Genomic DNA, 21,649 nt, shown 5'->3' with positions numbered 1-21,649 from the left:
TCCGCCGGCCGTGCTTCGTGCGGGGGTCGTGCTCAGGCGGGGTCGTGCTCAGGCGGGGTCGTGCTCAGGCGGGGGTCGCCGTGTCGGGCGCGGGGCCGAGCACCGCGCTCAGCTGGCCCAACGTCTCCGGGCGCACCCGGTAGTAGATCCAGGTGCCGCGCCGCTCGCCGGTGATGGCACCGGCTTCGCGCAGCACTTTGAGGTGGTGCGAGATCGTCGGCCCGGACAGCTCGAACGCGCCGCTCAGGTCGCACACGCAGGCCTCGCCGCCGGCGTGGGCGGCGATCAGCGACAGCAGCCGCAGCCGCACCGGATCCCCCAGGGCCTTGAAGACCGCCGCGAGGTCCGCGGCCTGGTCGGCCGACAGCGGCTCGCCGGTCGTGGGCGAGCAGCACCACTGCCCGGAGCTCCGTTCCGGGCCGAGACCCCGCTCCTGTTTCGACATGGATCTATCTTGACAGGTGTCGATACGAGGAGCAAGCTTCCTCCATCCTTTGTTTCGATTCTCGTCTAATCAGGAGGCGGTCATGCCCCGGATCCAACTCGCCCTGCGGGTCGGTGACCTGCAGGGGTCGATCGACTTCTACACCAAGCTGCTCGGCGTCGAACCCGCCAAGCTGCGCCCCGGCTACGCCAACTTCGCCGTCGCGGAACCGCCGCTGAAGCTCGTCCTGCTGGAGGGCGAGGCCGGGCAGGGGGCGGTGCTGGACCACCTCGGCGTCGAGGTCGCCGACAGCGGCGCGGTGCGCTCCGCCACCCGGCGACTGTCGGAGTTGGGCCTGTTCACCGCGGTGGAGGACGACACCACCTGCTGCTACGCGACCCAGGACAAGGTCTGGGTCCGCGGTCCCGGCGACGAGCCCTGGGAGGTCTACACCGTCACCGACGACGCCCCCGAGCTCGCCGGCGGGGACGCCGCGGAGCAGGCCGCCTGCTGCGACGGCTGAGGCCGCGGTGCCGAGCGGGCGCGGGGCCTCGCCGATGCCCCCGCGTCCGGCCCGGCGCACGTCCGGTCTGGCGCGCTCGCCCGGCGGTTCATCGGTGCCGTTGCCGGAGCGCGGGTCGTTGCCGGGGCGGGTGCCGCACCCGGCGGTCGCCCGGAGCTGACGGTTGGGCGCTCCCGGGGTCAGTGCTGGTCCTCGTGGGCGTCCAGCTCCGCTCCGGCGGCGGGGAACTCCCGTCCGCAGTGCCAGCACGAGCGCGAGACCCGGTCGACCCGCTGGCGCTCGGTCTCGCCGGGGCGGGCTCGGCGCCACCCCTCGGGGCGGGGTGTTCTCGGCGACGCCTGGCCGGTTCCGGGCTCTTGTTCGACGAGGTCGCGCACGCTGCCCATGGCTCTCCGCTCCAATCGCGATCAATCGTGTGCAAGTGCGACATATGTAATCATACATACTTATTCTGCTCTATAAGCGTTTAATTGCGTCATTCAGCTGGACGAGCGTGTGAACGCGTCAGAACGTAGGCGCATGTCCGGGTATGTGACGACAGCGCAGGCGGCGAAGGCGATCGGTGTGGACCGCAGGACATTGCAGCGGTGGGCATCTGAGGGGGCCGTGACGCCTGCTCTGGTCACCCCGGGCGGTCATCACCGGTGGGATGTCGAAGATCTGAAGCGTCAGCTTCGGGCGGGGCGCCAGTCCGGTTGACCCCGCCATTCACCTCGGTGACGAGTTGCGGCAACTCTCCGAACGGGAGCTCCCGGGAAGTCGCCTCCCGCTGCGGGGGGTGGGCCCGCGCACGCCGCGGGACCGGCGCGTCGCGGTGCTCGAGGGCGCTGCGCTCCGAGTTCCCGCCGGTGATCGCCCGGCGCACCGCGCCGGGCGTGGTAGCGGGGCGGTAGCTCCTCGAGGCGCGCCCCTTCGAGGAGGGCGAGCTCCCCGCCGGTTGTGGCGCGTCACCCAGACCCTGCCCGTCCCCAAAACTGCCCACCACCCGGACCCGGCCCGCCGCGCGGAGCAGCTGAGCACGCGTGCTCGCCGGCAGGACTGCGTCAGGTCGTTTCGCGCGCCCCTCGCGGGCGGAGAGCGGAAAGGGCGTCGACGGCCGTCCGCGTGCGGAGCCGCGCCGGGGGGCTCCGCGGGTGTTCCGGTGACCGGGGTGCACTTCCCGAGAAACGCCGCCGGCGAGCTGAGCACTCGGGGAGCGCCGGGCGTCCAGGTAGGAGGCAGCCGGGGCGACGGTCCCCGCCGCGGGCGGGGTCACCTCGTGCGGACCGGCTTCAGTTCTCCTCGCCCTTCTTGTCCTCGTTGCCCTTGTTGCCGTTGCCGCTGCCCTTCTCGTCCTTCTCGCCTTCGCCCCTCTTTCCCCCGTGGCCCTTCTCGCCTTCGCCTTCGCCCTTCTTCCGCTCGTCGCCGCCCCGCGACGGCTCCTCCTCGACGGGCGCAGGTGGTGGCGGCGGCGGAGGAGGTGTGCTCGTCTCCGCGCGCAGCACCGTGTCGGAGTCGATCAGCGGGGATCCGTCCGCGGTGATCACGCCGAGCTGGTGGCGCTCCCGCACCGTCACGCCGTTCGGGTAGACGAGTTCGATTCCCACGTGGACGGTCTTCTCGTCGGAGGCGCGCGGTGGCGAGGTGACCGCCAGGCTCGAGACCCGGTTCCAGGTGCTGCGGTACTGCTGCTGCCCCTGGGCGCGCATGCGCGGTCCGAGCCGCGTCCACGCGTTGCCCGGGTGCTCGGGCAGCAGCGCGTAGTAGTCCGAGACGACGCGCTCCAGCTCCGCCGGGGCGACCTCGCGCGTGGGCGCGGGCGGCGGGGGAGCGGGGTCCTCGCCCGTGAGCAGCGGGACGGTGATCAGGCCGGCGAGGAGCACCGCGGTGATGGCGGCCGCCAGCACGAGCGGCCGGCGCCGCCGCGCGTTCCCGCGGTTCGGGGCGACCGCGGCGGTCGTCCCCGGCGCCCACTGGCTGGCCGGGCGCGCGTCGACCCGGGTGCCGCCGGCCCCGGCGACCGCTCCCGCGGTGACGACGGCGGGCATGGGCTGCGTCGGCGGTTCGCCGGTGGGTTGGGTGGCCGAAGTCGGCGGCTGCTCGACGGCCGCGGTGCGCAAGGCGACGCCCAGCTGCTGCGGCCCGACCCGTGCTTCCGGGGCGGCCGCCATGGCCTGGACGAGCACCGGGGTGAGCGGACCCGCGCGCTGCGGGGGCGGGACGTTGCCCGCGGCGGCTTCGTGCAGAACCGCCAGCGCGTTGTCGGTCTGCTGGCCGAACGGGGGGTGCCCCTCGACGGCCGCGTACAGGGTGGCCCCGAGGGAGAACACGTCGGAGGCCGGTGCCGGGGGCTTGCCGCGGGCGATCTCGGGTGCGAGGAACGCGGGCGTTCCGTTGAGCATCCCCGTTTGCGTCACGGTGATGTCCCCGGCGGCGTGCGAGATGCCGAAGTCGGTGATCTTGACGGTTCCGTCTTCGGTGATGAGCACGTTGCCCGGTTTCACATCGCGGTGGACCACACCCGCCTCGTGCGCCGCCGCGAGCGCCTCCGCGGCCTGGACGCCGATCGCGGCCGCCTCCGCGGGGGCGAGCGTGCCCCGCTCGGTGAGCACGTCGGCGAGGCTGCGCGCGGGCACGTGCTCCATGACCAGCACGGGCAGGCCCTCGTGCTCGGTCACGTCGTGCACCGCGACGACGTTGGGGTGGTGCAGCCGGCCGGCGATGCGCCCTTCGCGCATGGCGCGCTGCCGCGCCTCCTCGGCCTGCTCGGCGTCCGCTCCGAGCTGCGGCAGCAGCTGCTTGAGCGCCACCGACCGCTGCAGCCGCTCGTCGGTCGCCAGCCACACCACGCCCATCGCACCGCTGCCGAGCCGCCGCTCCAACCGGTAGCGGTCGGCGAGCAGGTCCCCTGCGTCACTCACGAATCACACGTTCCTCCATCGCCCGGGCCGGTCGGCAGCCGCCCCGCAGGAGCCGGCACCTGCGGGTGGCAGGAGTGCGACCGTCCTCGCGGCAGGCGGCAGCAGCGGCGCGTCCTGCGGAGGCGCCGCAGCACCGCGGCAACCGCCCGCGGGAGAACCGCCCGCGCGACGAGGCCGGTCCTTCGTCCTGCCGGGACGGGCTGCGCCGCCGGTTCCGCTCAGCGCTGCAGCAGCTTGGCGACGTAGGTGCCGATGACCAGGTAGATCAGCGCTGCCAGGCCGTAGTTGAGCACCACCCCGAGCACGGCGTCATCGGGGGTGAACACGTCGCCCAGTCCGAGCACCAGCACCTGCGCCAGTCCGTAGACGAACGAGACGAATCCGTTTCCCTGATTGGCCTCGAAAACGGTGAAAAGGATGTGCAGTACGAAAGTCGCCACGACGACGCCGGTCACGACGCGCACGATGTTCGCGACTGCTTCGGAACCTCCGTCCCGGCGAGGATTTTCCTCGTGGTGGTAGCCGGGTGGCGGCGGGTAATGACCCGGGTTCTGCGGCGGATGCGGATTCGGTCCCTGCCGGGGGTGGTAATTCATGGTTCGTGATTGTGCAGAACTGCGTACGTGCACTACAACCCCGGTCGGACCACTGAGAGCGAGCGCGGGTGGGCGGACCGTGAAAGCGGTATCGAAGATTCCGTTTTCTCGTTGCGCTGGCCGGTGGCGATGGGCGAGCATTCCGGTGTGCAATGAAGTTACCCAACAGTTACCGGCGGGAGTTCGAATCGTTTTCGTTACTGTGGGATTCCCCCTGCAGGGAGATCGGCGGGGGATGGCATGCTGCGGTTTCCGCATGGTCGGGGGTCGCGCACCGGATTTGACCGCTTCGGCTCGTTGGCGAGCTCGTGCAGAAAAGGGACGAAACACCTATGACCTACGCGCAACCGCGTTATCGGGCGCAACCGCGCCCCCCGGCACCGCCGCCGAAGAAGCGGAGGTGGGGGCGCCGGGTGTTCGCGGTGCTGCTGGTGCTGCTGCTGGCGCTGGTCGGCTTCCTGGCCTACGTGGACTACTCGCTGAAGCGGGAGCCTGCGCTGCCGACCGGCGGTGATCGGCCGCAGGACGGCCCGGGCACGAACTGGCTGCTGGTCGGCTCGGACAGCCGCGAGGGCTTGGACGAGCAGCAGCGGGCCGAACTGGGCACGGGTGAGGCCGCCGGCCGGCGCACCGACACGGTGATGCTCGTGCACGTCCCGGAGGCGGGCGGCGAGCCGACGATGGTGAGCCTGCCGCGGGATTCGCTGGTGACCATCCCCGGCCAGGGCGAGGGCAAGCTCAACTCCGCCTTCGCCCACGGCGGCCCGCAGCTGCTCACGCGGACCGTGGAGGCCAACACCGGCCTCCGCGTCGACCACTACGCCGAGGTGGGCCTCGGCGGGTTCGCCGGCATCACCGACGCGGTCGGTGGGGTGGAGGTGTGCCCCGAGGAACCGATGCAGGACCCGAAGGCGAACCTGGACCTGCAGCCCGGTTGCCAAACCCTGCGGGGGCCGCAGGCGCTCGGGTACGTGCGCAGCCGCGCCACCGCGGAAGGCGATCTCGACCGCGTCCAGCGGCAGCGGGAGTTCCTGGCGGCGCTGACCGAGAAGGTCTCCAGCCCGCAGGTGCTGGCCAACCCGCTGCGGCTGTTCCCGCTGATCCTGGACACCTCGCAGTCGTTCCGCGTGGACACCGGTGACCACGTGTGGCACCTCGGCGCCCTCGGCTACGCGATGCAGGGCATCACCTCCGGTCGGGGCGTGACCACGACGGTGCCGTTCGGCGGCTTCGGCGAGACCGAGGACGGCGCTTCGGTCGTGGAGTGGGACACCGAGGCCGCCCAACAGCTGTTCGGCGCCCTGGCCGAGGACGCGCCGGTGCCGCCGGAGGTCGTCACCGACCCGGCGAAGGCGGGGTGATCCTCGTGTCCGACACGAGCGCGTGGGGCTCCTTCGGCGCGGATCTGGAGCAGGCGCTGCGCGCCTTCGAGCAGCAGCTCGCCCGCATCGCACCGGTCGGGCGCCGGCACGTCCACCCCGAGGAGGACGCCGGCGAGCTGCACCAGCAGCGGATGGTCGTGATCCGCTACGCCGAGGCGCTGCCGAGGGCGGAGTGGCCGCGGCCGGTGTGCGAGCACTGCGCGGGGCGGCGCGAGGTCGAGGCCGTGCAGGCCCGGCACGGTGCGGACGGCGCGCCGTCCGGGTTCGACACCGCTCGGCGCATGTGCCCGCGGTGCTGGGGAACGGGTCTGGTGCTCAACTCCTCCGGGGAGGGGTGAGGTCGCGGCCGGGGCGGTACCGGCCGCTGCGGGGAGAGGTCCGGGGCGCGCGGAGACCGCGCCCCGGACCGTCCGCACCGGTTGGCTGCCCCGGCCTGTTCCGCGGGCGGTTCCGTCGCGCGGGAGCTGTCAGCAGGAGCCCCGGTAGGTCCCGAGCGTCCAGAGGTTGCCCTCCGGATCCCGGGCGGTGAACGCGTACGACTCCGCGCCGTTGCCGAACGCGGTGGTGTGCGGTGGTTCGACGACCTCGCCGCCCGAGCGGAGCAGGCGCTCGTGGACGGCGTCGACCTCGGCGGTGGCCAGGTAGATCGCGCTGCCGCCGGGGCGCGTCCCGCCGTGCACTCCGCCGGTGTGCTTCGTGCCGCCGAGCACCAGCGCCCCGCCACCGGGCCAGACGAGTTCCGCGTGGGCGATGTCGCCCGCGTCGTCCGCGGCCGTCGTCGCTTCGCGGAACCCGAGGACGTCGACGAGGAAGCGCAGCGCTGCGCGGGTGTCGTCGTAGTGCAGGATCGGCAGCAGCCCGCTCCGGGACGTTCCGCTCATGGCGGGCAGACTACGCGCGGCGCCGGTACCGCATCGAGCGCTCCGCGGCACCGGGAAGTGCCCCCGGGCCGGCCCGTGGTGCTGGTGAGCTCCCCCGCCATCGCGGCTGGATGTTCGTCGAAGCCGGGTGGTCCACCGCACCGTCCACCGAGGACGCGCTGACCGGCGGTGCGAGGTGGACGCAGGTCTTCGGGAGCGTCGTCGAGTACTTCCTCGGCGGGCCCGGCGCGCTGCTCGGCCCGGTGCTCGGCGCCGTGCCGAGCTTCTCCTGGTTCATCGGGGCGGCCCTGGCCACCGCGCTCCACCTGGCCGTGGCCGACCGCGGTCCGCCGGTCGGGGACGTCGACGGGGAGGGGATCGCCGCCGCCAGCGGGTGAACCCCGCACTGGCAGAGTTGCGCCCGCGGCGGTGAGCGGTCCGCCCGGGCCCCGCGGCCTCCCCGCGGGGACGCCCCCGGAGCCCCGCCGCCGGGAGCACGCACGTGGCCGGGCCGCCGGGCGGCCCATCGACCGAGATCAGCCCACCACTCGAACGGAGGACGACAGCACGCATGCGCATCCTCGTGGTCAACGTGAACACCAGCGAGCAAGTGACCGAGGCGATCGGGCAGCAGGCCCGCGCGGTGGCGGCGGAGACGACCGAGATCGTGCCGCTGACACCGCCGTTCGGCGCGGAGTCCGTCGAGGGCAACTACGAGAGCCACCTCGCCGCGGTGGCGGTGATGGAGACGGTGCGCGCCCACGGCGGGCCGTTCGACGCGGTGATCCAGGCCGGTTACGGCGAGCACGGCCGCGAGGGGCTGCAGGAGCTCGTGGACGTGCCGGTGGTGGACATCACCGAGGCCTCGGCCAGCGCGGCCCAGTTCGTCGGCCGCACCTACTCGGTGGTCACGAGCCTGGACCGCACCGCGCCGCTCATCGAGGACCGCCTGCACCTGGCCGGCCTGGCGCAGCGCTGCGCCTCGGTGCGGGCGAGCGGGCTGCCGGTGCTGGAGCTCGAGCGCGACCCGGACGCCGCGATCGAGGCCATCGCCGAGCAGGCCGAGCGGTGCGTCACCGAGGACCGCGCCGAGGTGATCTGCCTCGGCTGCGGCGGCATGGCCGGCCTGTCCGAGCGGGTCGTGGCCCGCACCGGCGTGCCCGTGGTCGACGGTGTGGCCGCGGCGGTCACCACGGCGGAGGCGCTCGTGCGGCAGGGCCTGGCGACGTCGAAGGCCCGCACCTACGCCGCGCCGCGGCCGAAGCGCGTGGACAACTGGCCGCCGCGCGGGGCTTGAGAGGTGCCCGCGGGAGGGGCCTGCGGGGTCCGCCCGCCGGAGGGCACCGCTCGGGCGGGTGGTGGACGAGTGCCCGGCCGGGTGGAGTTCGATCACTCGTCCGGGCGGAACCGCCCGACTGCGCCCGGCGCCGCGCGGAACCGCGGGGTAAGCACGTCCGCGGTCCTGCCGCCCCGGCGGTCGCTCCGGGCGCGCCCGTGCGGCAGCCGGCCCCGGGCTGTCCTCGCGGGGCGCGCTCGACGGTCGGCATCGGGCGCCGGTTCCGCTGTGGGCCGCCCCGGCGGTCGTCGGGCGGCGCGCCGTCCGGTGCGAAGCGGCCGCGCGGAGCGCTGCCGCACCCGGACGGATGAGGCCGCAACAACACTTGCGCATATGCACATCTGACTATGTATTATCGGCGCCATGGGACACGAGCACGGCCACGGCCACGGGAGCGCCGCCGAGGCGGTGCACGCCTCCGGCCGCCACATCCGCCGGATGGGCCTGGCGTTCGGCATCCTGCTGGCGTTCTTCGTCCTCGAAGCGGTGGTGGGGTTCGCCACCTCGTCCCTGGCGCTGCTCTCCGACGCGGGGCACATGCTCACCGACGTCCTCGGCGTCGGCATGGCGCTGGCCGCGATCACCGCGGCCCGGCGGGCGACGAAGGACAACCGCACGTTCGGCCTCTACCGCATGGAAGTGCTCGCCGCGCTGGCCAACGCGGTGCTGCTGTTCGGCGTCGCCGGATACATCCTCTACGAGGCCGTCGGCCGCGTGCTGGAACCACCGCACGTGCCCGGGCTGCCGATGGTGCTCACCGCCGCGGCCGGGCTGGTCGCGAACCTGGTGGTGTTCGCCCTGCTGCGCCGGGGCTCGGCGGAGAGCATCAACGTCCGCGGGGCCTACCTCGAAGTGCTGGCCGACACGATCGGCTCCGTGGGCGTCCTCCTCGGCGGCGTGCTGACCTGGGCGTTCGGCTGGTACCTGGTCGACCCGATCGTGGCCGTGGCCGTGGGCGCGTTCATCCTGCCGCGCACGTGGCGGCTGGCGCGGCAGGCGCTGCGCATCCTCGTGCAGCAGGCGCCGGACCGCCTCGACGTCACCCGCATCCGCGCGGAGCTCGCCGCGCTGCCCGCGGTGGCCGAGGTGCACGACCTGCACGTGTGGACGCTGACCTCGGGCATGGAGGTCGCCTCGGCGCACCTGACGACCACGCCGGGGGCCGTGCACAGCGAGGTGCTGACCGCGGCGCAGCGGCTGCTGTCCGAGCACTACCGCATCGAGCACTCGACGCTGCAGGTCGAGCCGGCCGAGTGCGCCCGGCGCTGCTCGGCGCTGACGTGGTGATCCGCTCCCGCGGGCCCGGGGCGCGTCGACCCAACCCGTTCGCTGAACAGCGCGGACGCCCGCCTAGACTGCATCAGGTGACTCCTGCCGCGCTTGCTGAACTCGTCCGGAAGACCGCTGTCGACGTGCTCTCCGCCCGCGGGCTCGACACGTCCGCGCTGCCCGAGTCGGTGACCGTCGAGCGACCCCGCAACCCGGAGCACGGCGACTACGCCACGAACCTGGCCATGCAGGTCGCCAAGAAGGTCGGCACGCAGCCGCGCGAGCTCGCCGGCTGGCTGGCCGAGGCGCTCGACGAGCTCGGCGAGATCGACACGGCCGAAGTCGCCGGACCGGGCTTCCTCAACCTGCGCCTGGCCGCGGACGCGCAGGCGCAGATCGTGCGCGACGCGCTGGGCGCCGGTGCGGAGTACGGCCGCGGCGAGGCCTACGGCGGCCGCCGGATCAACCTCGAGTTCGTCTCCGCCAACCCGACCGGGCCGATCCACCTGGGCGGCACGCGCTGGGCCGCGGTCGGCGACGCGCTCGGCCGCATCCTGAGCGCCCAGGGCGCGGACATCACGCGCGAGTACTACTTCAACGACGCCGGGGCGCAGATCGACCGCTTCGTGCGCTCGCTCGTCGCCGCCGCCCGCGGCGAGGAGCCGCCGGAGGACGGCTACGGCGGCGCCTACGTCACCGACATCGCCAGCGCCGTGGTGCGCCGGGAACCGGACGTGCTCCAGCGCTCCGAGCAGGAGCGCGACGAGGCGTTCCGCAGCCTCGGCGTCGGGCTCATGTTCGACGAGATCAAGCGCAGCCTGCACGAGTTCGGCACCGACTTCGACGTGTTCTTCCACGAGGACTCGCTGCACACCTCCGGTGCGGTGACCGAAGCGGTGGAGACGCTCAAGGCCTCCGGCGACGTCTACTTCGCCGACGGCGCCTGGTGGCTGAACTCGAGCGAGTTCGGCGACGACAAGGACCGGGTGCTGATCAAGAGCGACGGCGCCCCGGCCTACATCGCCGGCGACCTGGCCTACCTGCGGGACAAGCGCAGCCGCGGGTTCGACCTGTGCCTGTACATGCTCGGGGCGGACCACCACGGCTACGTCTCGCGGCTGAAGGCCGCGGCGGCCGCGTTCGGCGACGACCCCGACGTGGTCGAGGTCCTCATCGGACAGATGGTGAACCTGGTGCGCGAGGGCCAGCCGGTGCGGATGAGCAAGCGCGTCGGCACGGTCGTCACGCTCGAGGACCTCGTGGACGCGGTCGGCGTGGACGCGGCGCGCTACGCGCTGATCCGGTCCTCGGTGGACACGGCGGTGGACATCGACCTCGACCTGATCAGCCGCCGCACCAACGAGAACCCGGTGTTCTACGTGCAGTACGCGCACGCCCGGTTGTCCTCGCTGCAGCGCAACGCCGCGAGCCTGGGCATCGACCGCGGTGCCGTGGCCGACGCCGACCTGTCGCTGCTCGCGCACGACCGCGAGGGCGACCTCATCCGCACCATCGGCGAGTTCCCGCGCGTGGTGCACGCGGCCGCTCAGCTGCGCGAACCGCACCGCGTCGCGCGGTACATGGAGGACCTCGCCGGCGCCTACCACCGCTTCTACGACGCCTGCCGGGTGCTGCAGCCCGGCGACGACGAGACCGGCCCGCTGACCGTGGCGCGCCTGCACCTGTGCGAGGCGGCGCGGCAGGTGCTCGCCAACGGCCTGGCGCTGCTCGGGGTGAGCGCTCCGGAACAGATGTGACCCCGGGTGCCCGCACGCGCGTCGACCGGGGCGCCGGCCCGGGTGGCGCGGGCGCGGGTGCGCGGTCGTGGTCGAGCGCGTCCGCACCGCGGCCTCGCCGAGCGCCAGCACACACACGACAGGCCCGGGGCCGGGCGGCGTGCGCCGCACGGTCGCGCGGGCCAGCCCGAAGGAGCAGCCCATGCGTGCCCACCCCGCCGGACCCCGGCACGCCGACGTCGTGCCCGGTGGCGCGACCGCCGGCCCCGCGCCCGGGTCCGGAGCCGAACTGGACCAGCTGCACCCCCACGTGTGGCCGCGGAACTCCGCCCGCGGCGACGACGGGGTGGTGCGCTTCGCCGGCGCCGACGTCCGCGACCTCGCCGAGCGGTTCGGCACCCCGGCGTTCCTGCTCGACGAGGACGACTTCCGCGCCCGCTGCCGCGACTACGCCGCCGCGTTCGGCGACCCGGCCGCGGTGCACTACGCGGCGAAGGCGTTCCTGTGCACCGAGGTGGCCCGCTGGGTCGCCGAGGAGGGGCTGAGCCTCGACGTGTGCAGCGGTGCCGAGCTCGGCGTGGCGCTGCGGGCGGAGTTCCCGGCCGAGCGCATCGCCTTCCACGGCAACAACAAGTCGACGGCGGAACTGGTCCGGGCCGTCGAGGCCGGTGTCGGCACCGTGGTGCTGGACTCGTTCCACGAGATCGCGCGCCTGCAGCAGGTCGCCTCCGAGCACGGCGTGCGCCAGCGCGTGCTGGTGCGGGTCACCGTCGGTGTGGAGGCGCACACGCACGAGTTCATCGCCACCGCGCACGAGGACCAGAAGTTCGGCTTCTCGCTCAGCGGCGGCGCGGCGGCCGAGGCGGTCACCCGCGTGCTGCAGGCGGATGCGCTGGAGCTGTCCGGTCTGCACAGTCACATCGGCTCGCAGATCTTCGACACCGAGGGGTTCGAGCTCGCCGCGCACCGGGTGATCGGCCTGCTGGCCGACGTGCGCGACGAGCACGGCGACGAGGCGCTGGCGGCGGTGTCCACCGTGGATCTCGGCGGCGGGTTGGGCATCGCCTACACCGCCGAGGACGATCCGCTGCGCCCGACCGAGCTGGCGCGCAAGCTCCGCGAGGCCGTGGCGCGGGAGTGCGCCGACGCCGGGCTGCCGGTCCCGCACATCGCCGTGGAACCGGGGCGGGCGATCGTCGGGCCGAGCGCGGTCACGCTGTACGAGGTCGGCACGATCAAGGACGTGGACCTCGACCAGGGGGCCTCCCGGCGCTACGTCAGCGTCGACGGCGGGATGAGCGACAATGTCCGCACCGCGCTGTACGACGCGGCCTACGACTGCCGGCTGGTGTCCCGCGGCGCCACCGCACCCCCGGTGCTGTCCCGCATCGTGGGCAAGCACTGTGAGTCCGGTGACGTCGTGGTGCGAGACTGCTGGCAACCGGAGGACATTGCACCGGGCGACCTGATCGCGGTCGCGGCGACCGGTGCGTACTGCTACGTGATGGCCAGCAACTACAACCGGCTGCCGAAGCCGCCCGTGGTCGCGGTGCGCTCCGGGAACGCCCGGTTGCTACTGCGCAGGGAGACCGAGGATGACCTGCTCCGGCTGGAGGTGTGAGTGATCGAGGACCGCAAACCGATCAAGGTCGCGCTGTTGGGGTGCGGCACCGTCGGCGCCGAGGTGCTGCGGCTGCTGCGGGACCAGCCGGGGGAGTTCGCCGCGCGAACAGGTGCGCCGCTCGAGGTCGCAGGCGTCGCCGTGCGCCGTCCGCACAAGCACCCGGACGTCCCCGCGGAGCTGCTGACCACCGACGCCGAAGGGCTCGTGGACAGCGACGTGGACATCGTCGTCGAACTCGTCGGCGGCATCGAGCCCGCGCGTTCGCTGCTGCTGCGCGCGCTGCACGCGGGCAAGGCCGTGGTGACGGCGAACAAGGCGCTGGTGGCCGAGCGGGGCCGGGAGCTGCACGCAGCCGCCGACGCCTCCGGTGCCGACCTGTACTTCGAGGCGGCCGTGGCCGGGGCGATCCCGCTGCTGCGCCCGCTGCGGGAGTCGCTGGCCGGTGACCGCATCAACCGGGTGACCGGCATCGTCAACGGCACGACGAACTACATCCTCTCGGCCATGGACGCCACCGGCGCCGGCTACGCCGAAACGCTGGACGAGGCCGGGCGGCTGGGCTACGCCGAGGCCGACCCGACCGCGGACGTGGACGGCTTCGACGCGGCGGCCAAGGCCGCGATCCTCGCCTCGCTCGCCTTCCACACCCGGGTCAGCGGCGCCGAGGTGCACCGCGAGGGCATCTCCGGGGTCACCCCGGGCGACATCGAAGCCGCGCGGATGCTCGACCGGACGGTGAAGCTGCTGGCGATCTGCGAGCGCGTCGTCGGCGAGGACGGCAGCGAGGCCGTGTCCGCGCGGGTGCACCCGGCGATGATCCCGCGCGGCCACCCCCTGGCCGGGGTGGGCGACGCGTTCAACGCGGTCTTCGTGGAAGCCGAGGCCGCGGGCGAGCTCATGTTCTACGGGCAGGGCGCCGGCGGTGCGCCGACCGCGAGCGCCGTGCTCGGCGACCTCGTGGCGGTGGGGCGCAACCAGGTCGTGTCCGGTCTGGGGCCGCGGGAGTCGGCCTACGCCCAGCTCTCGGCGCGGCCGATGGGCGAGACCCCGACGCGGTACCACATCAGCTTGGACGTGGCGGACAAGCCGGGTGTGCTCTCCCAGGTGGCGGCCACGTTCAACGAGCACGACGTGAGCATCTCCGTCGTGCGACAGCAGGGTCGGGGCGAGGACGCGAGCCTCGTCGTGGTCACGCACACCGCGACCGACGCCGCCCTGCGGTCCACCGTGGACAAGGTCGCGCAGTTGCCGGTGGTGCGCGAGGTGGTCAGCGTGATGCGGGTTGAAGGTGAACGATCGTGACGTCTTACATGTCGGACGGGGCCGCGGCCCCGGGCAGCGTGCCGGGCTGGCCTGGTGTGATCGAGGCGTACCGGCACCGGATCGAGCTCGCGGGCAACGCTGAGGCGGTGACGCTCCGCGAGGGCGGCACACCGCTCGTGCCGGCTCCGCACCTGTCCGCGCAGACCGGCTGCGACGTGCACCTCAAGGTGGAGGGGGCCAACCCCACCGGCTCGTTCAAGGACCGCGGCATGGCCGTGGCCATCACGCAGGCCCGCGCGACCGGCAGCCAAGCGGTGCTGTGCGCCTCCACGGGCAACACCTCGGCCTCCGCGTCGGCGTACGCGGCGCGGGCGGGGCTGACCTCGGCCGTGCTCGTGCCCCAGGGCAAGATCGCCATGGGCAAGCTGGCCCAGGCCGTGGCGCACGGCGCGAAGATCCTGCAGGTCCAGGGCAACTTCGACGACTGCCTCGAACTGGCGCGCAAGACCACCGCGGAGCACCCGGTCACCCTCGTGAACTCGGTGAACCCGGCGCGGCTGGAGGGCCAGAAGACCGCCGCGTTCGAGGTCTGCGACGTGCTCGGCCGGGCCCCTGACGTGCACTGCCTGCCCGTGGGCAACGCGGGCAACATCACCGCCTACTGGAACGGCTACGCCGAGTACGCCCGGGACGGGGTGACCGGCAGCGCCCCGCGCATGTTCGGGTTCCAGGCGGCGGGGGCCGCACCGATCGTGCACGGCGAGCCGGTGACCGAGCCGGAGACCGTGGCCACGGCGATCCGGGTGGGCAACCCGGCGTCGTGGCAGAACGCGGTGAGCGCCTGCAGCGCCTCGGACGGGTTGTTCTCCGCGGTCACCGACGAGCAGATCCTGGCCGCCTACCGGCTGCTGTCCTCGAAGGAGGGCGTGTTCGTCGAACCCGCCTCGGCCTCCAGCATCGCCGGCCTGCTGGCCGCTGCCGGGGACGGTCGGCTGCCGACCGGCGCGACCGTGGTGTGCACGGTCACCGGGCACGGCCTCAAGGACCCGGACACGGCGCTGTCGGGGATGGTGGAAGTGGAGCCGCTGCCGGTGGACCCGTCCGCCGTGGCGACCGCGCTGGAGCTGACATGAGCGAACCGCAGCAGGCGCGGGCGGACGAGCTGCCCGTGCCCGCGGTGCAGGTGACCGTTCCCGCGTCCGCGGCGAACCTCGGCCCGGGCTTCGACGCCCTGGGGCTGGCGCTGGGCCTCTACGACACGGTGCACGTGCGCCAGGTCGACGGGCGGCCGGGCTCCGCCGCGGTCACCGTGGAGGGCGCCGGGGCCGGCGAGGTGCCCGAGGACGAGCGGCACCTGGTGGTGCGGGTGCTGCACGACACGTTGGCCGAGTTCGACGTGACCCCGCCCGCGTTGGAGCTGACCTGCCGCAACGCCATCCCGCACTCCCGCGGGCTGGGCTCCTCGGCGGCGGCGATCACCGCCGGGATCGCCGCGGCCCGCGCGTTGACGGGGCGCACCGGGTGGGACGCCGGGAGCCGGGCCGAGGTGCTGCAGCTGGCCGCCAGCCGGGAAGGGCACGCGGACAACGTGGCGGCGAGCCTGCACGGCGGTTTCGTCATCGCCTGGAGCGAGCAGGGCCGCTACCACGCGGTCTCGCGGGCGCCGCACGAGGCGCTCTCGCCGGTGGCGCTGGTGCCGGAGGAGGAGTCGTCGACGCACCGCACGCGCGGGCTGCTGCCGGAGAACATCCCCCACGGCGACGGGGTGTTCACCGCCGGCCGGGCCGCGCTGGCGGTGCACGCGTTCACCGCGGCCCCGGAGCTGCTGCTGCCCGCGACGCAGGACCGGTTGCACCAGGAGTACCGGGAGAGCGCCTGGCCGGGCACGGTCGCGCTGGTGCGCGAGCTGCGCGCGCGGAACGTGCCCGCGGCGGTGTCCGGGGCGGGTCCGACGGTGCTGGCCCTGCCCCCGGACGGGGACCTCGGCATGGTTCCCGAAGGGTTTTCGGTGCTGCCGCTGCCGGTGGACCGGCGCGGAGTGCGGGTGCGCACCGAGCAGTGACCCGATATGCGATCGGGCCCGGGGACGCGGGCCCGGGAATAGCGGTGGAAGCGGCGGCGTTGTGCCGGGCGAGTCGGGCCGTGCGGCGCAGCGCCGGCATGATTCGAACGGCGTGACTCGAACGGCGTGGTCCGCGCTCGCACGTGACGTGCCCGGCTCGGTGGCGGGTGCCCGGCGGGTTGTTACCGGGTGTCCAGCGGGTCGGTCCGGGTGCTCTGCGGCGGTGCGGAGGTCCGCACCGGTTCCCCGTTCTGCGGGAAATCCGCCCCAGGGCGTTCGGACACCGCGCCCGAGTGGTACAAAGGAAGTGTCACCGCGGGATGCGGTGGCGTTTCGATCCGCTGGACGCTGTGCACGGCAGGGACCGGTCGGACGGCGGCGCACCGGTTTCCGCTCCGAACAGGCGTCGGAACGGCGGTGTTCGGGCGGTGACACGTCCAGCGCAGTGATCGAAGTGGGGCGCGCGATGCGCCCTGGGGGTTGTTGCACCTGAATCACAGGGCGTCTACCCTCAAGGTCAATCAGTCACCGCGCGCAGGGCGCCGGTGTTGTATCCGGGACTTCCCGGGACGCATCCTTCGCTGTGTATTGACCTCACTCGTCCGTCGCGGGTGAAGATCAAGTTAGCGAGCCCACTGGCGGTGACCGAGGCAGGAGTCGTCAACTCAATGCACCGGGGCTACCGGCCGTCGACGTGACGCACGGCCGACCGCGAAACCTTCCGCGCGCAGGGCCTTTCGGCGCGGGTGCGCGGATGCGGGGCACGTGCGGGCGTGGTTCCCCGGAGCTCGGGCGGACCGCTCGCGGGAGCGGGGACGGTCCGGGACGGGCAGCAGGCCGAGTCGGTGATTCCTGGAAGTGGTGGCAGGGCGTGCATCGGCGAGTGTGGATCGGAGTGGATGCAACGCACGTGGACCACGGTTCGGGCGCGGCAGCGTGGCGAACGGGTTCCACGACCTCGCACTGGTTGAGTCACGCGAGCCGGGGACTTCTCCCTGCCCGGTGCTGCTGGTTCCCCGAGCTGTCCACGGCACGGGCCGTGGCGCGTACACGCATGGGACCCCACCGGCATCCGGACTGGTAGCACACATCGGTCGTCCGCGGAACGGACTGCGGGCGGGCAATCCGCTGGGCTGGGCGAGACGCACGGCCCGGTCAGGAAGGATATTCGTGAGCGACACCGAATTGTTGAGCAGCGAGGCAGCCAACAGCAGCGCAGCGGCTGACCAGCAGGGCTCAGGACAGTCGTCCACCGCGAACGGGTCGGCCAACGGCACCACGCGCCGACGCGGTGGTCTGTCCGGCATGGTTCTGCCGGAACTGCGCGAGCTCGCCCGTGAACTGGGGATTGAGACCAAGGGGCTGCGCAAGGGCGATCTGATCGCGGCCATTAGGGAACGTCAGGCTGCCAGTTCGAACGAGTCCGCGGGCTCCGCTTCCGGCAACGGCAAGCAGCGCTCCCGGGGCAACGGCAAGACCCGGGAGGCGAAGGGCGACGGCGCCGCCTCCGGTTCCGAAGTGGACTCCTCCGGCTCCGAGGCGGGCGGCTCCGCGCCGAACTCCTCCAAGGCGCACCAGCCGGCGCTCGACGAGCAGGAATCGGCGTCCGGCCAGCGCGGCAGCACCGGTGAGCAGACGTCGAACAACGGCGGTCAGCAGGGCGGCCGGAACCGCCCGCGCCGGCAGGACTTCGACTCCGACGACAACCGGCGCGGCGGGCGGCGGCGTCGCCCGTCCGGTGGCCGCGGGGGCAACGGCGCCGGGAGCCACCAGCAGGAGGAGGACCGCGCCTCCGACAAGAGCGACCAGAAGCAGCGCTCTGAGCAGCACGACTCGGACGACGACGGCAACCGCAACCGGCGGGGCCGCCGCTACCGGGACCGCCGGCGCAACCGCGGGCGCGGTGAGGGCGGCAGCGAGCCGGAGGTCCGCGAGGACGACGTGCTGCTGCCCGTGGCCGGCATCCTCGACGTGCTGGACAACTACGCCTTCGTGCGCACCTCCGGTTACCTGGCCGGTCCGAACGACGTGTACGTCTCCCTGTCGCTGGTGCGCAAGTACGGGCTGCGGCGCGGTGACGCCATCCAGGGCGTGATCCGCCAACCCCGCGAGGGCGAGCAGCAGCGGCAGAAGTTCAACCCGCTGGTGCGCGTGGACGCCATCAACGGGCTGGACACCGACTCCGCCAAGAAGCGGGCCGAGTTCCACAAGCTGACCCCGCTGTACCCGAACGAGCGCTTGCGGTTGGAGGACGACCCGCAGCACCTCACCGGGCGGATCATCGACCTGGTGATGCCGATCGGCAAGGGGCAGCGCGCGCTCATCGTGTCGCCGCCGAAGGCGGGCAAGACGATGGTGCTGCAGTCGATCGCCAACGCGATCACCGCGAACAACCCCGAGTGCCACCTCATGGTCGTGCTCGCCGACGAGCGGCCGGAGGAGGTCACCGACATGCAGCGGTCGGTGAACGGCGAGGTCATCGCCTCGACGTTCGACCGTCCTCCGTCGGACCACACCACGGTCGCCGAGCTGTCGATCGAACGGGCCAAGCGGCTCGTCGAGATGGGCCACGACGTGGTGGTGCTGCTGGACTCCATCACGCGCCTGGGCCGGGCCTACAACCTGGCCGCGCCCGCCTCCGGGCGCATCCTCTCCGGCGGTGTGGACTCGACCGCGCTGTACCCGCCGAAGCGCTTCCTCGGCGCCGCGCGGAACATCGAGGGCGGCGGTTCGCTGACGATCGTGGCCACCGCGCTGGTGGAGACCGGGTCCACGATGGACACCGTCATCTTCGAGGAGTTCAAGGGCACCGGCAACGCCGAGCTCAAGCTCGACCGCAAGCTGGCCGACAAGCGGCTGTTCCCCGCGGTCGACGTGGACGCCTCCAGCACCCGCAAGGACGAGATCCTGATGTCCCAGGACGAGCTGGCCGTCACGCACAAGCTGCGGCGCGTGCTCGCGGCGCTGGACACCCAGCAGGCCCTGGAGCTGGTCCTGGACAAGCTGCGCAAGACGAGCACGAACATCGAGTTCCTCATGCAGGTCGCCAAGAACACCCCGGGCAAGGACGAGGACTGACCGGAACGCCCGGCGGGCCTCCCGCCGGGCGGGCGGCTCCCGGGTGCCCGCGGTGCTTCCGCGGGCGGACCGGCGGGCCGTCCGCGCTCCGGAGAGCTCCGGCCGGGGGCGCCCGACCGGTGGTCGCCGGGAATAATCCGGGAACCCCCTCCGTTCCAGGTCACAGGCCTTGGTCTGGCACAATCGAAGGCTGGTTCACCGCGCCGGTTCACCTCCGCGGGCAGCAAGCCACCCCCGGGGGACCCGGCGTCGTCAAGGAAGGACAAGGCTTTGAAGAGCGGAATCCACCCGGAGTACGTGGTCACCGAGGTGACCTGCAACTGCGGCAACGCTTTCACCACCCGCAGCACGCGCACCAGCGGCAAGATCCACGTCGAGATCTGCGCCAACTGCCACCCCTTCTACACGGGCAAGCAGAAGATCCTCGACACCGGCGGCCGCGTCGCCCGGTTCGAGGCCCGTTACGGACGTCGTCCGCAGAACGCCCGGACCAAGAAGTAGGCGTTCGCACGGCGCCCGCTCCTGCCGCACCCGCGGTGAGCGGGCGCCGTTGCTGCGTTCGGGTCGGGTCCGCATCGTTCGGGAAGAAGGTCATCGCCGGTGGAAACGTCGAAGGTCGATGAACTGCTGGCCGAGTACGCCGAGCTGGAGCAGCGGCTGGCCGACCCGGACGTGCACGCCGACCACGCCGCGGCCCGCAAGCTCGGCCGGCGCTACAACCAGCTGAAACCGGTCGTGAACACCGCACGGGCACTGGACCGGGCGCGGTCCGACTGGGCGACGGCCAAGGAGCTGGCCGGGGAGGACAGCGGTTTCGCCGCGGAGGCCACCCGGCTGGAGCAGCGCGTCGGCGAGCTGGACGAGCAGCTCACCGAGCTGCTGCTGCCGCGCGACCCCTACGACACCTCCGACGTGCTCGTGGAGATCAAGGCGGGCGCGGGCGGCGAGGAGGCCGCGCTGTTCGCCGGCGACCTGTTGCGCATGTACCTGCGGTTCGCCGAGCGGCAGGGCTGGCACGCCGAGGTGCTCGGCGCCACCGAATCCGAGCTCGGCGGGTACAAGGACGTCACCGTGGCGGTCAAGGACGGCTCCTCCGATCCCGGCCCGGACGGCGTGTGGTCCCGCATGAAGTTCGAGGGCGGGGTGCACCGCGTGCAGCGGGTGCCCGTCACCGAGTCGCAGGGCCGCGTGCACACCTCCGCGGCCGGCGTGCTCGTCTTCCCCGAGCCCGAGGAAGTCGAGGTGGAGGTCGACGAGAAGGACCTGCGCATCGACGTGCACCGCTCTTCGGGACCGGGCGGGCAGAGCGTGAACACCACGGATTCCGCGGTGCGCATCACCCACCTGCCGACCGGTGTCGTCGTGGCCTGCCAGAACGAGAAGTCCCAGCTGCAGAACAGGCTGCGCGCGATGCACGTCCTGCGGGCCCGGCTGCAGGCCATGGCCGAGGAGGAGCAGGAGCGCGAGGCGGCCGAGGCGCGCCGCAACCAGGTGCGCACCGTGGACCGCTCGGAGCGCATCCGCACCTACAACTTCCCGGAGAACCGCATCTCCGACCACCGCATCAACTACAAGGCCTACAACCTCGACCACGTGCTCGACGGGGAGCTGGCGCCGGTCATCGAGGCGCTCGTGAGCGCCGACCGGCAGGCCCGGTTGACCACGGAGGCCTGAGCGGCCGCAGCGGGAGGTCGCGTGTCCCCACAGTCGTTGCGCACGGTCCTCGCCGAGGTCACCGACGTGCTCGCCGAGGCGGGAGTGCCCACGCCCCGCGTCGATGCGGAGCTGCTGGCCGCGCACGCGCTCGGTGTGGAGCGCGGGCGGCTGCTGCTCGTGCGCGAACTCGACGGGAGCACCGCCGAGCGCCTGCGCGAACTGGCGCGGCAGCGGGCCCGGCGCGTCCCCCTGCAGCACGTCACCGGTTCGGCCGTGCTCGGGCGCGTCGAACTGCGCGTGGGACCCGGGGTGTTCGTGCCGCGCCCGGAGACCGAGCTGCTGCTGACCCGGGGGTTGGCGCTGGTCGAAGGGGTGCGCGCGCCCGTGGTGGTGGACCTGTGCACCGGCTCGGGCGCACTCGCCCTGGGGTTCGCGCACGAACGCGCCGACGCGCAGGTGCACGCGGTGGACAACGCGCCGCGGGCGCTGGAGTGGGCGCGGCGCAACGCGGCCGAGCGCGCCGCAGCGGGGGACCCGCCCGTCGCGGTGCACGGGGGCGACGTGGGCGATCCCGCCGTGCTGGCGCACCTGGACGGTGCTGTGGATCTCGTGCTGTGCAACCCGCCCTACGTGCCGGAGGGGACCGAGGTGCCCGCGGAGGTGGCCGAGCACGATCCGGCCGCGGCGGTGTTCGCCGGGGCGGACGGGCTGCAGGTGATCCGGCACGTCGCGGCGTGCGCGGCGCGGTTGCTGCGACCCGGTGGCGGGGTGGCGGTGGAGCACGACGACACGCACGGCGACGCGGTGCCGGAGCTGTTCCGCGCCGCGGGGTTCACCGAGGTCTCCGCCCGGGAGGACCTGGCAGGGCGCCCCAGGTTCGTCACGGCCCGGTGGTCGGCTGCGCAGTAGAGCAGTTCCCGCGGTGGGCGGGCCCCGAGCG

At 73.1% G+C, this 21,649-nt stretch carries 21 protein-coding genes; 16 read left to right on the top strand and 5 right to left on the bottom strand.

Features of this window, described 5'->3' with window-relative positions; genetic code table 11:
* Positions 1–64 precede the first annotated feature (64 nt).
* Positions 65–445, bottom strand: a complete 381-nt coding sequence (locus ACVGV0_RS19095) for an ArsR/SmtB family transcription factor (RefSeq protein ID WP_459157066.1) — start codon at positions 443–445, stop codon at positions 65–67.
* A gap of 82 nt (positions 446–527) precedes the next feature.
* Between ACVGV0_RS19095 and ACVGV0_RS19090 the strand changes: the two genes are divergently transcribed.
* A complete protein-coding gene (locus tag ACVGV0_RS19090; protein ID WP_459157065.1) occupies positions 528–947 on the top strand; it encodes an ArsI/CadI family heavy metal resistance metalloenzyme in 420 nt (139 codons plus the stop codon).
* Positions 948–1,126: 179 nt separating this feature from the next.
* On the opposite strand, the gene ACVGV0_RS19085 is transcribed toward ACVGV0_RS19090, so the two are convergent.
* Positions 1,127–1,333: a hypothetical protein gene (locus tag ACVGV0_RS19085; protein WP_459157064.1), complete on the bottom strand. Its 207-nt coding sequence runs from the start codon at positions 1,331–1,333 to the stop codon at positions 1,127–1,129.
* 133 nt (positions 1,334–1,466) lie between these two features.
* Here ACVGV0_RS19085 and ACVGV0_RS19080 point away from each other — a divergent pair, with 133 nt between their 5' ends.
* A complete protein-coding gene (locus ACVGV0_RS19080; protein WP_459157063.1) occupies positions 1,467–1,646 on the top strand; it encodes a helix-turn-helix domain-containing protein in 180 nt (59 codons plus the stop codon).
* A gap of 572 nt (positions 1,647–2,218) precedes the next feature.
* Here ACVGV0_RS19080 and ACVGV0_RS19075 read toward each other — a convergent pair.
* Positions 2,219–3,847, bottom strand: coding sequence for a serine/threonine-protein kinase (locus tag ACVGV0_RS19075; RefSeq protein ID WP_459157062.1), 1,629 nt, complete (start codon positions 3,845–3,847; stop codon positions 2,219–2,221).
* A 218-nt stretch (positions 3,848–4,065) separates the two neighbouring features.
* Positions 4,066–4,302, bottom strand: a complete 237-nt coding sequence (locus ACVGV0_RS19070) for a hypothetical protein (RefSeq protein WP_459157061.1) — start codon at positions 4,300–4,302, stop codon at positions 4,066–4,068.
* Between the two features lie 554 nt (positions 4,303–4,856).
* Here ACVGV0_RS19070 and ACVGV0_RS19065 point away from each other — a divergent pair.
* Positions 4,857–5,804, top strand: a complete 948-nt coding sequence (locus ACVGV0_RS19065; RefSeq protein ID WP_459157060.1) for an LCP family protein — start codon at positions 4,857–4,859, stop codon at positions 5,802–5,804.
* Between the two features lie 5 nt (positions 5,805–5,809).
* Positions 5,810–6,163: a hypothetical protein gene (locus ACVGV0_RS19060; protein WP_459157059.1), complete on the top strand. Its 354-nt coding sequence runs from the start codon at positions 5,810–5,812 to the stop codon at positions 6,161–6,163.
* A gap of 129 nt (positions 6,164–6,292) precedes the next feature.
* Here ACVGV0_RS19060 and ACVGV0_RS19055 read toward each other — a convergent pair whose 3' ends face one another.
* A complete protein-coding gene (locus tag ACVGV0_RS19055; protein ID WP_459157058.1) occupies positions 6,293–6,706 on the bottom strand; it encodes a VOC family protein in 414 nt (137 codons plus the stop codon).
* A 110-nt stretch (positions 6,707–6,816) separates the two neighbouring features.
* On the opposite strand from ACVGV0_RS19055, the gene ACVGV0_RS19050 reads away from it, so the two are divergent.
* From ACVGV0_RS19050 to prmC, 12 genes are all read left to right on the top strand, one after another.
* Entirely contained in the window at positions 6,817–7,083 is a 267-nt protein-coding gene (locus ACVGV0_RS19050; protein WP_459157057.1) for a hypothetical protein, read from the top strand.
* 173 nt (positions 7,084–7,256) lie between these two features.
* Positions 7,257–7,982, top strand: a complete 726-nt coding sequence (locus ACVGV0_RS19045; RefSeq protein WP_459157056.1) for an aspartate/glutamate racemase family protein — start codon at positions 7,257–7,259, stop codon at positions 7,980–7,982.
* Between the two features lie 402 nt (positions 7,983–8,384).
* The gene (locus ACVGV0_RS19040) at positions 8,385–9,308 is read left to right on the top strand and encodes a cation diffusion facilitator family transporter (RefSeq protein ID WP_459157055.1); all 924 of its coding nucleotides are present in this window, start codon (positions 8,385–8,387) and stop codon (positions 9,306–9,308) included.
* 77 nt (positions 9,309–9,385) lie between these two features.
* Positions 9,386–11,047: an arginine--tRNA ligase gene (gene argS / locus ACVGV0_RS19035; RefSeq protein WP_459157054.1), complete on the top strand. Its 1,662-nt coding sequence runs from the start codon at positions 9,386–9,388 to the stop codon at positions 11,045–11,047.
* 181 nt (positions 11,048–11,228) lie between these two features.
* Complete coding sequence (gene lysA / locus ACVGV0_RS19030) at positions 11,229–12,647, top strand: diaminopimelate decarboxylase (RefSeq protein WP_459157053.1); 1,419 nt, start codon at positions 11,229–11,231, stop codon at positions 12,645–12,647.
* Positions 12,648–13,952: a homoserine dehydrogenase gene (locus tag ACVGV0_RS19025; RefSeq protein ID WP_459157052.1), complete on the top strand. Its 1,305-nt coding sequence runs from the start codon at positions 12,648–12,650 to the stop codon at positions 13,950–13,952.
* Between the two features lie 8 nt (positions 13,953–13,960).
* Positions 13,961–15,046 (top strand): threonine synthase, encoded by a 1,086-nt coding sequence (gene thrC, locus ACVGV0_RS19020; RefSeq protein ID WP_459160061.1) that lies wholly within the window; start codon positions 13,961–13,963, stop codon positions 15,044–15,046.
* Positions 15,043–15,975, top strand: a complete 933-nt coding sequence (gene thrB, locus ACVGV0_RS19015) for a homoserine kinase (RefSeq protein ID WP_459157051.1) — start codon at positions 15,043–15,045, stop codon at positions 15,973–15,975. Before thrC ends, thrB begins: the two co-directional genes overlap by 4 nt.
* A 1,170-nt stretch (positions 15,976–17,145) precedes the next feature.
* A complete protein-coding gene (gene rho / locus ACVGV0_RS19010) occupies positions 17,146–19,053 on the top strand; it encodes a transcription termination factor Rho (protein ID WP_459157050.1) in 1,908 nt (635 codons plus the stop codon).
* A gap of 270 nt (positions 19,054–19,323) precedes the next feature.
* Entirely contained in the window at positions 19,324–19,554 is a 231-nt protein-coding gene (rpmE, locus tag ACVGV0_RS19005; RefSeq protein WP_459157049.1) for a 50S ribosomal protein L31, read from the top strand.
* Positions 19,555–19,653: 99 nt separating this feature from the next.
* Positions 19,654–20,727 carry a peptide chain release factor 1 gene (prfA, locus tag ACVGV0_RS19000; RefSeq protein ID WP_459157048.1) on the top strand — a complete coding sequence of 358 codons (1,074 nt, stop codon included), beginning with the start codon at positions 19,654–19,656 and terminating at the stop codon, positions 20,725–20,727.
* Positions 20,728–20,748: 21 nt separating this feature from the next.
* The gene (gene prmC, locus ACVGV0_RS18995; RefSeq protein ID WP_459157047.1) at positions 20,749–21,618 is read left to right on the top strand and encodes a peptide chain release factor N(5)-glutamine methyltransferase; all 870 of its coding nucleotides are present in this window, start codon (positions 20,749–20,751) and stop codon (positions 21,616–21,618) included.
* The last annotated feature ends 31 nt before the right edge of the window (positions 21,619–21,649 follow it).

The organism is Salinifilum ghardaiensis (genome assembly GCF_054491345.1).
The sequence above is the reverse complement of the archived record's forward strand: the minus strand, read 5'-3'. Positions and strand labels throughout refer to the sequence as shown.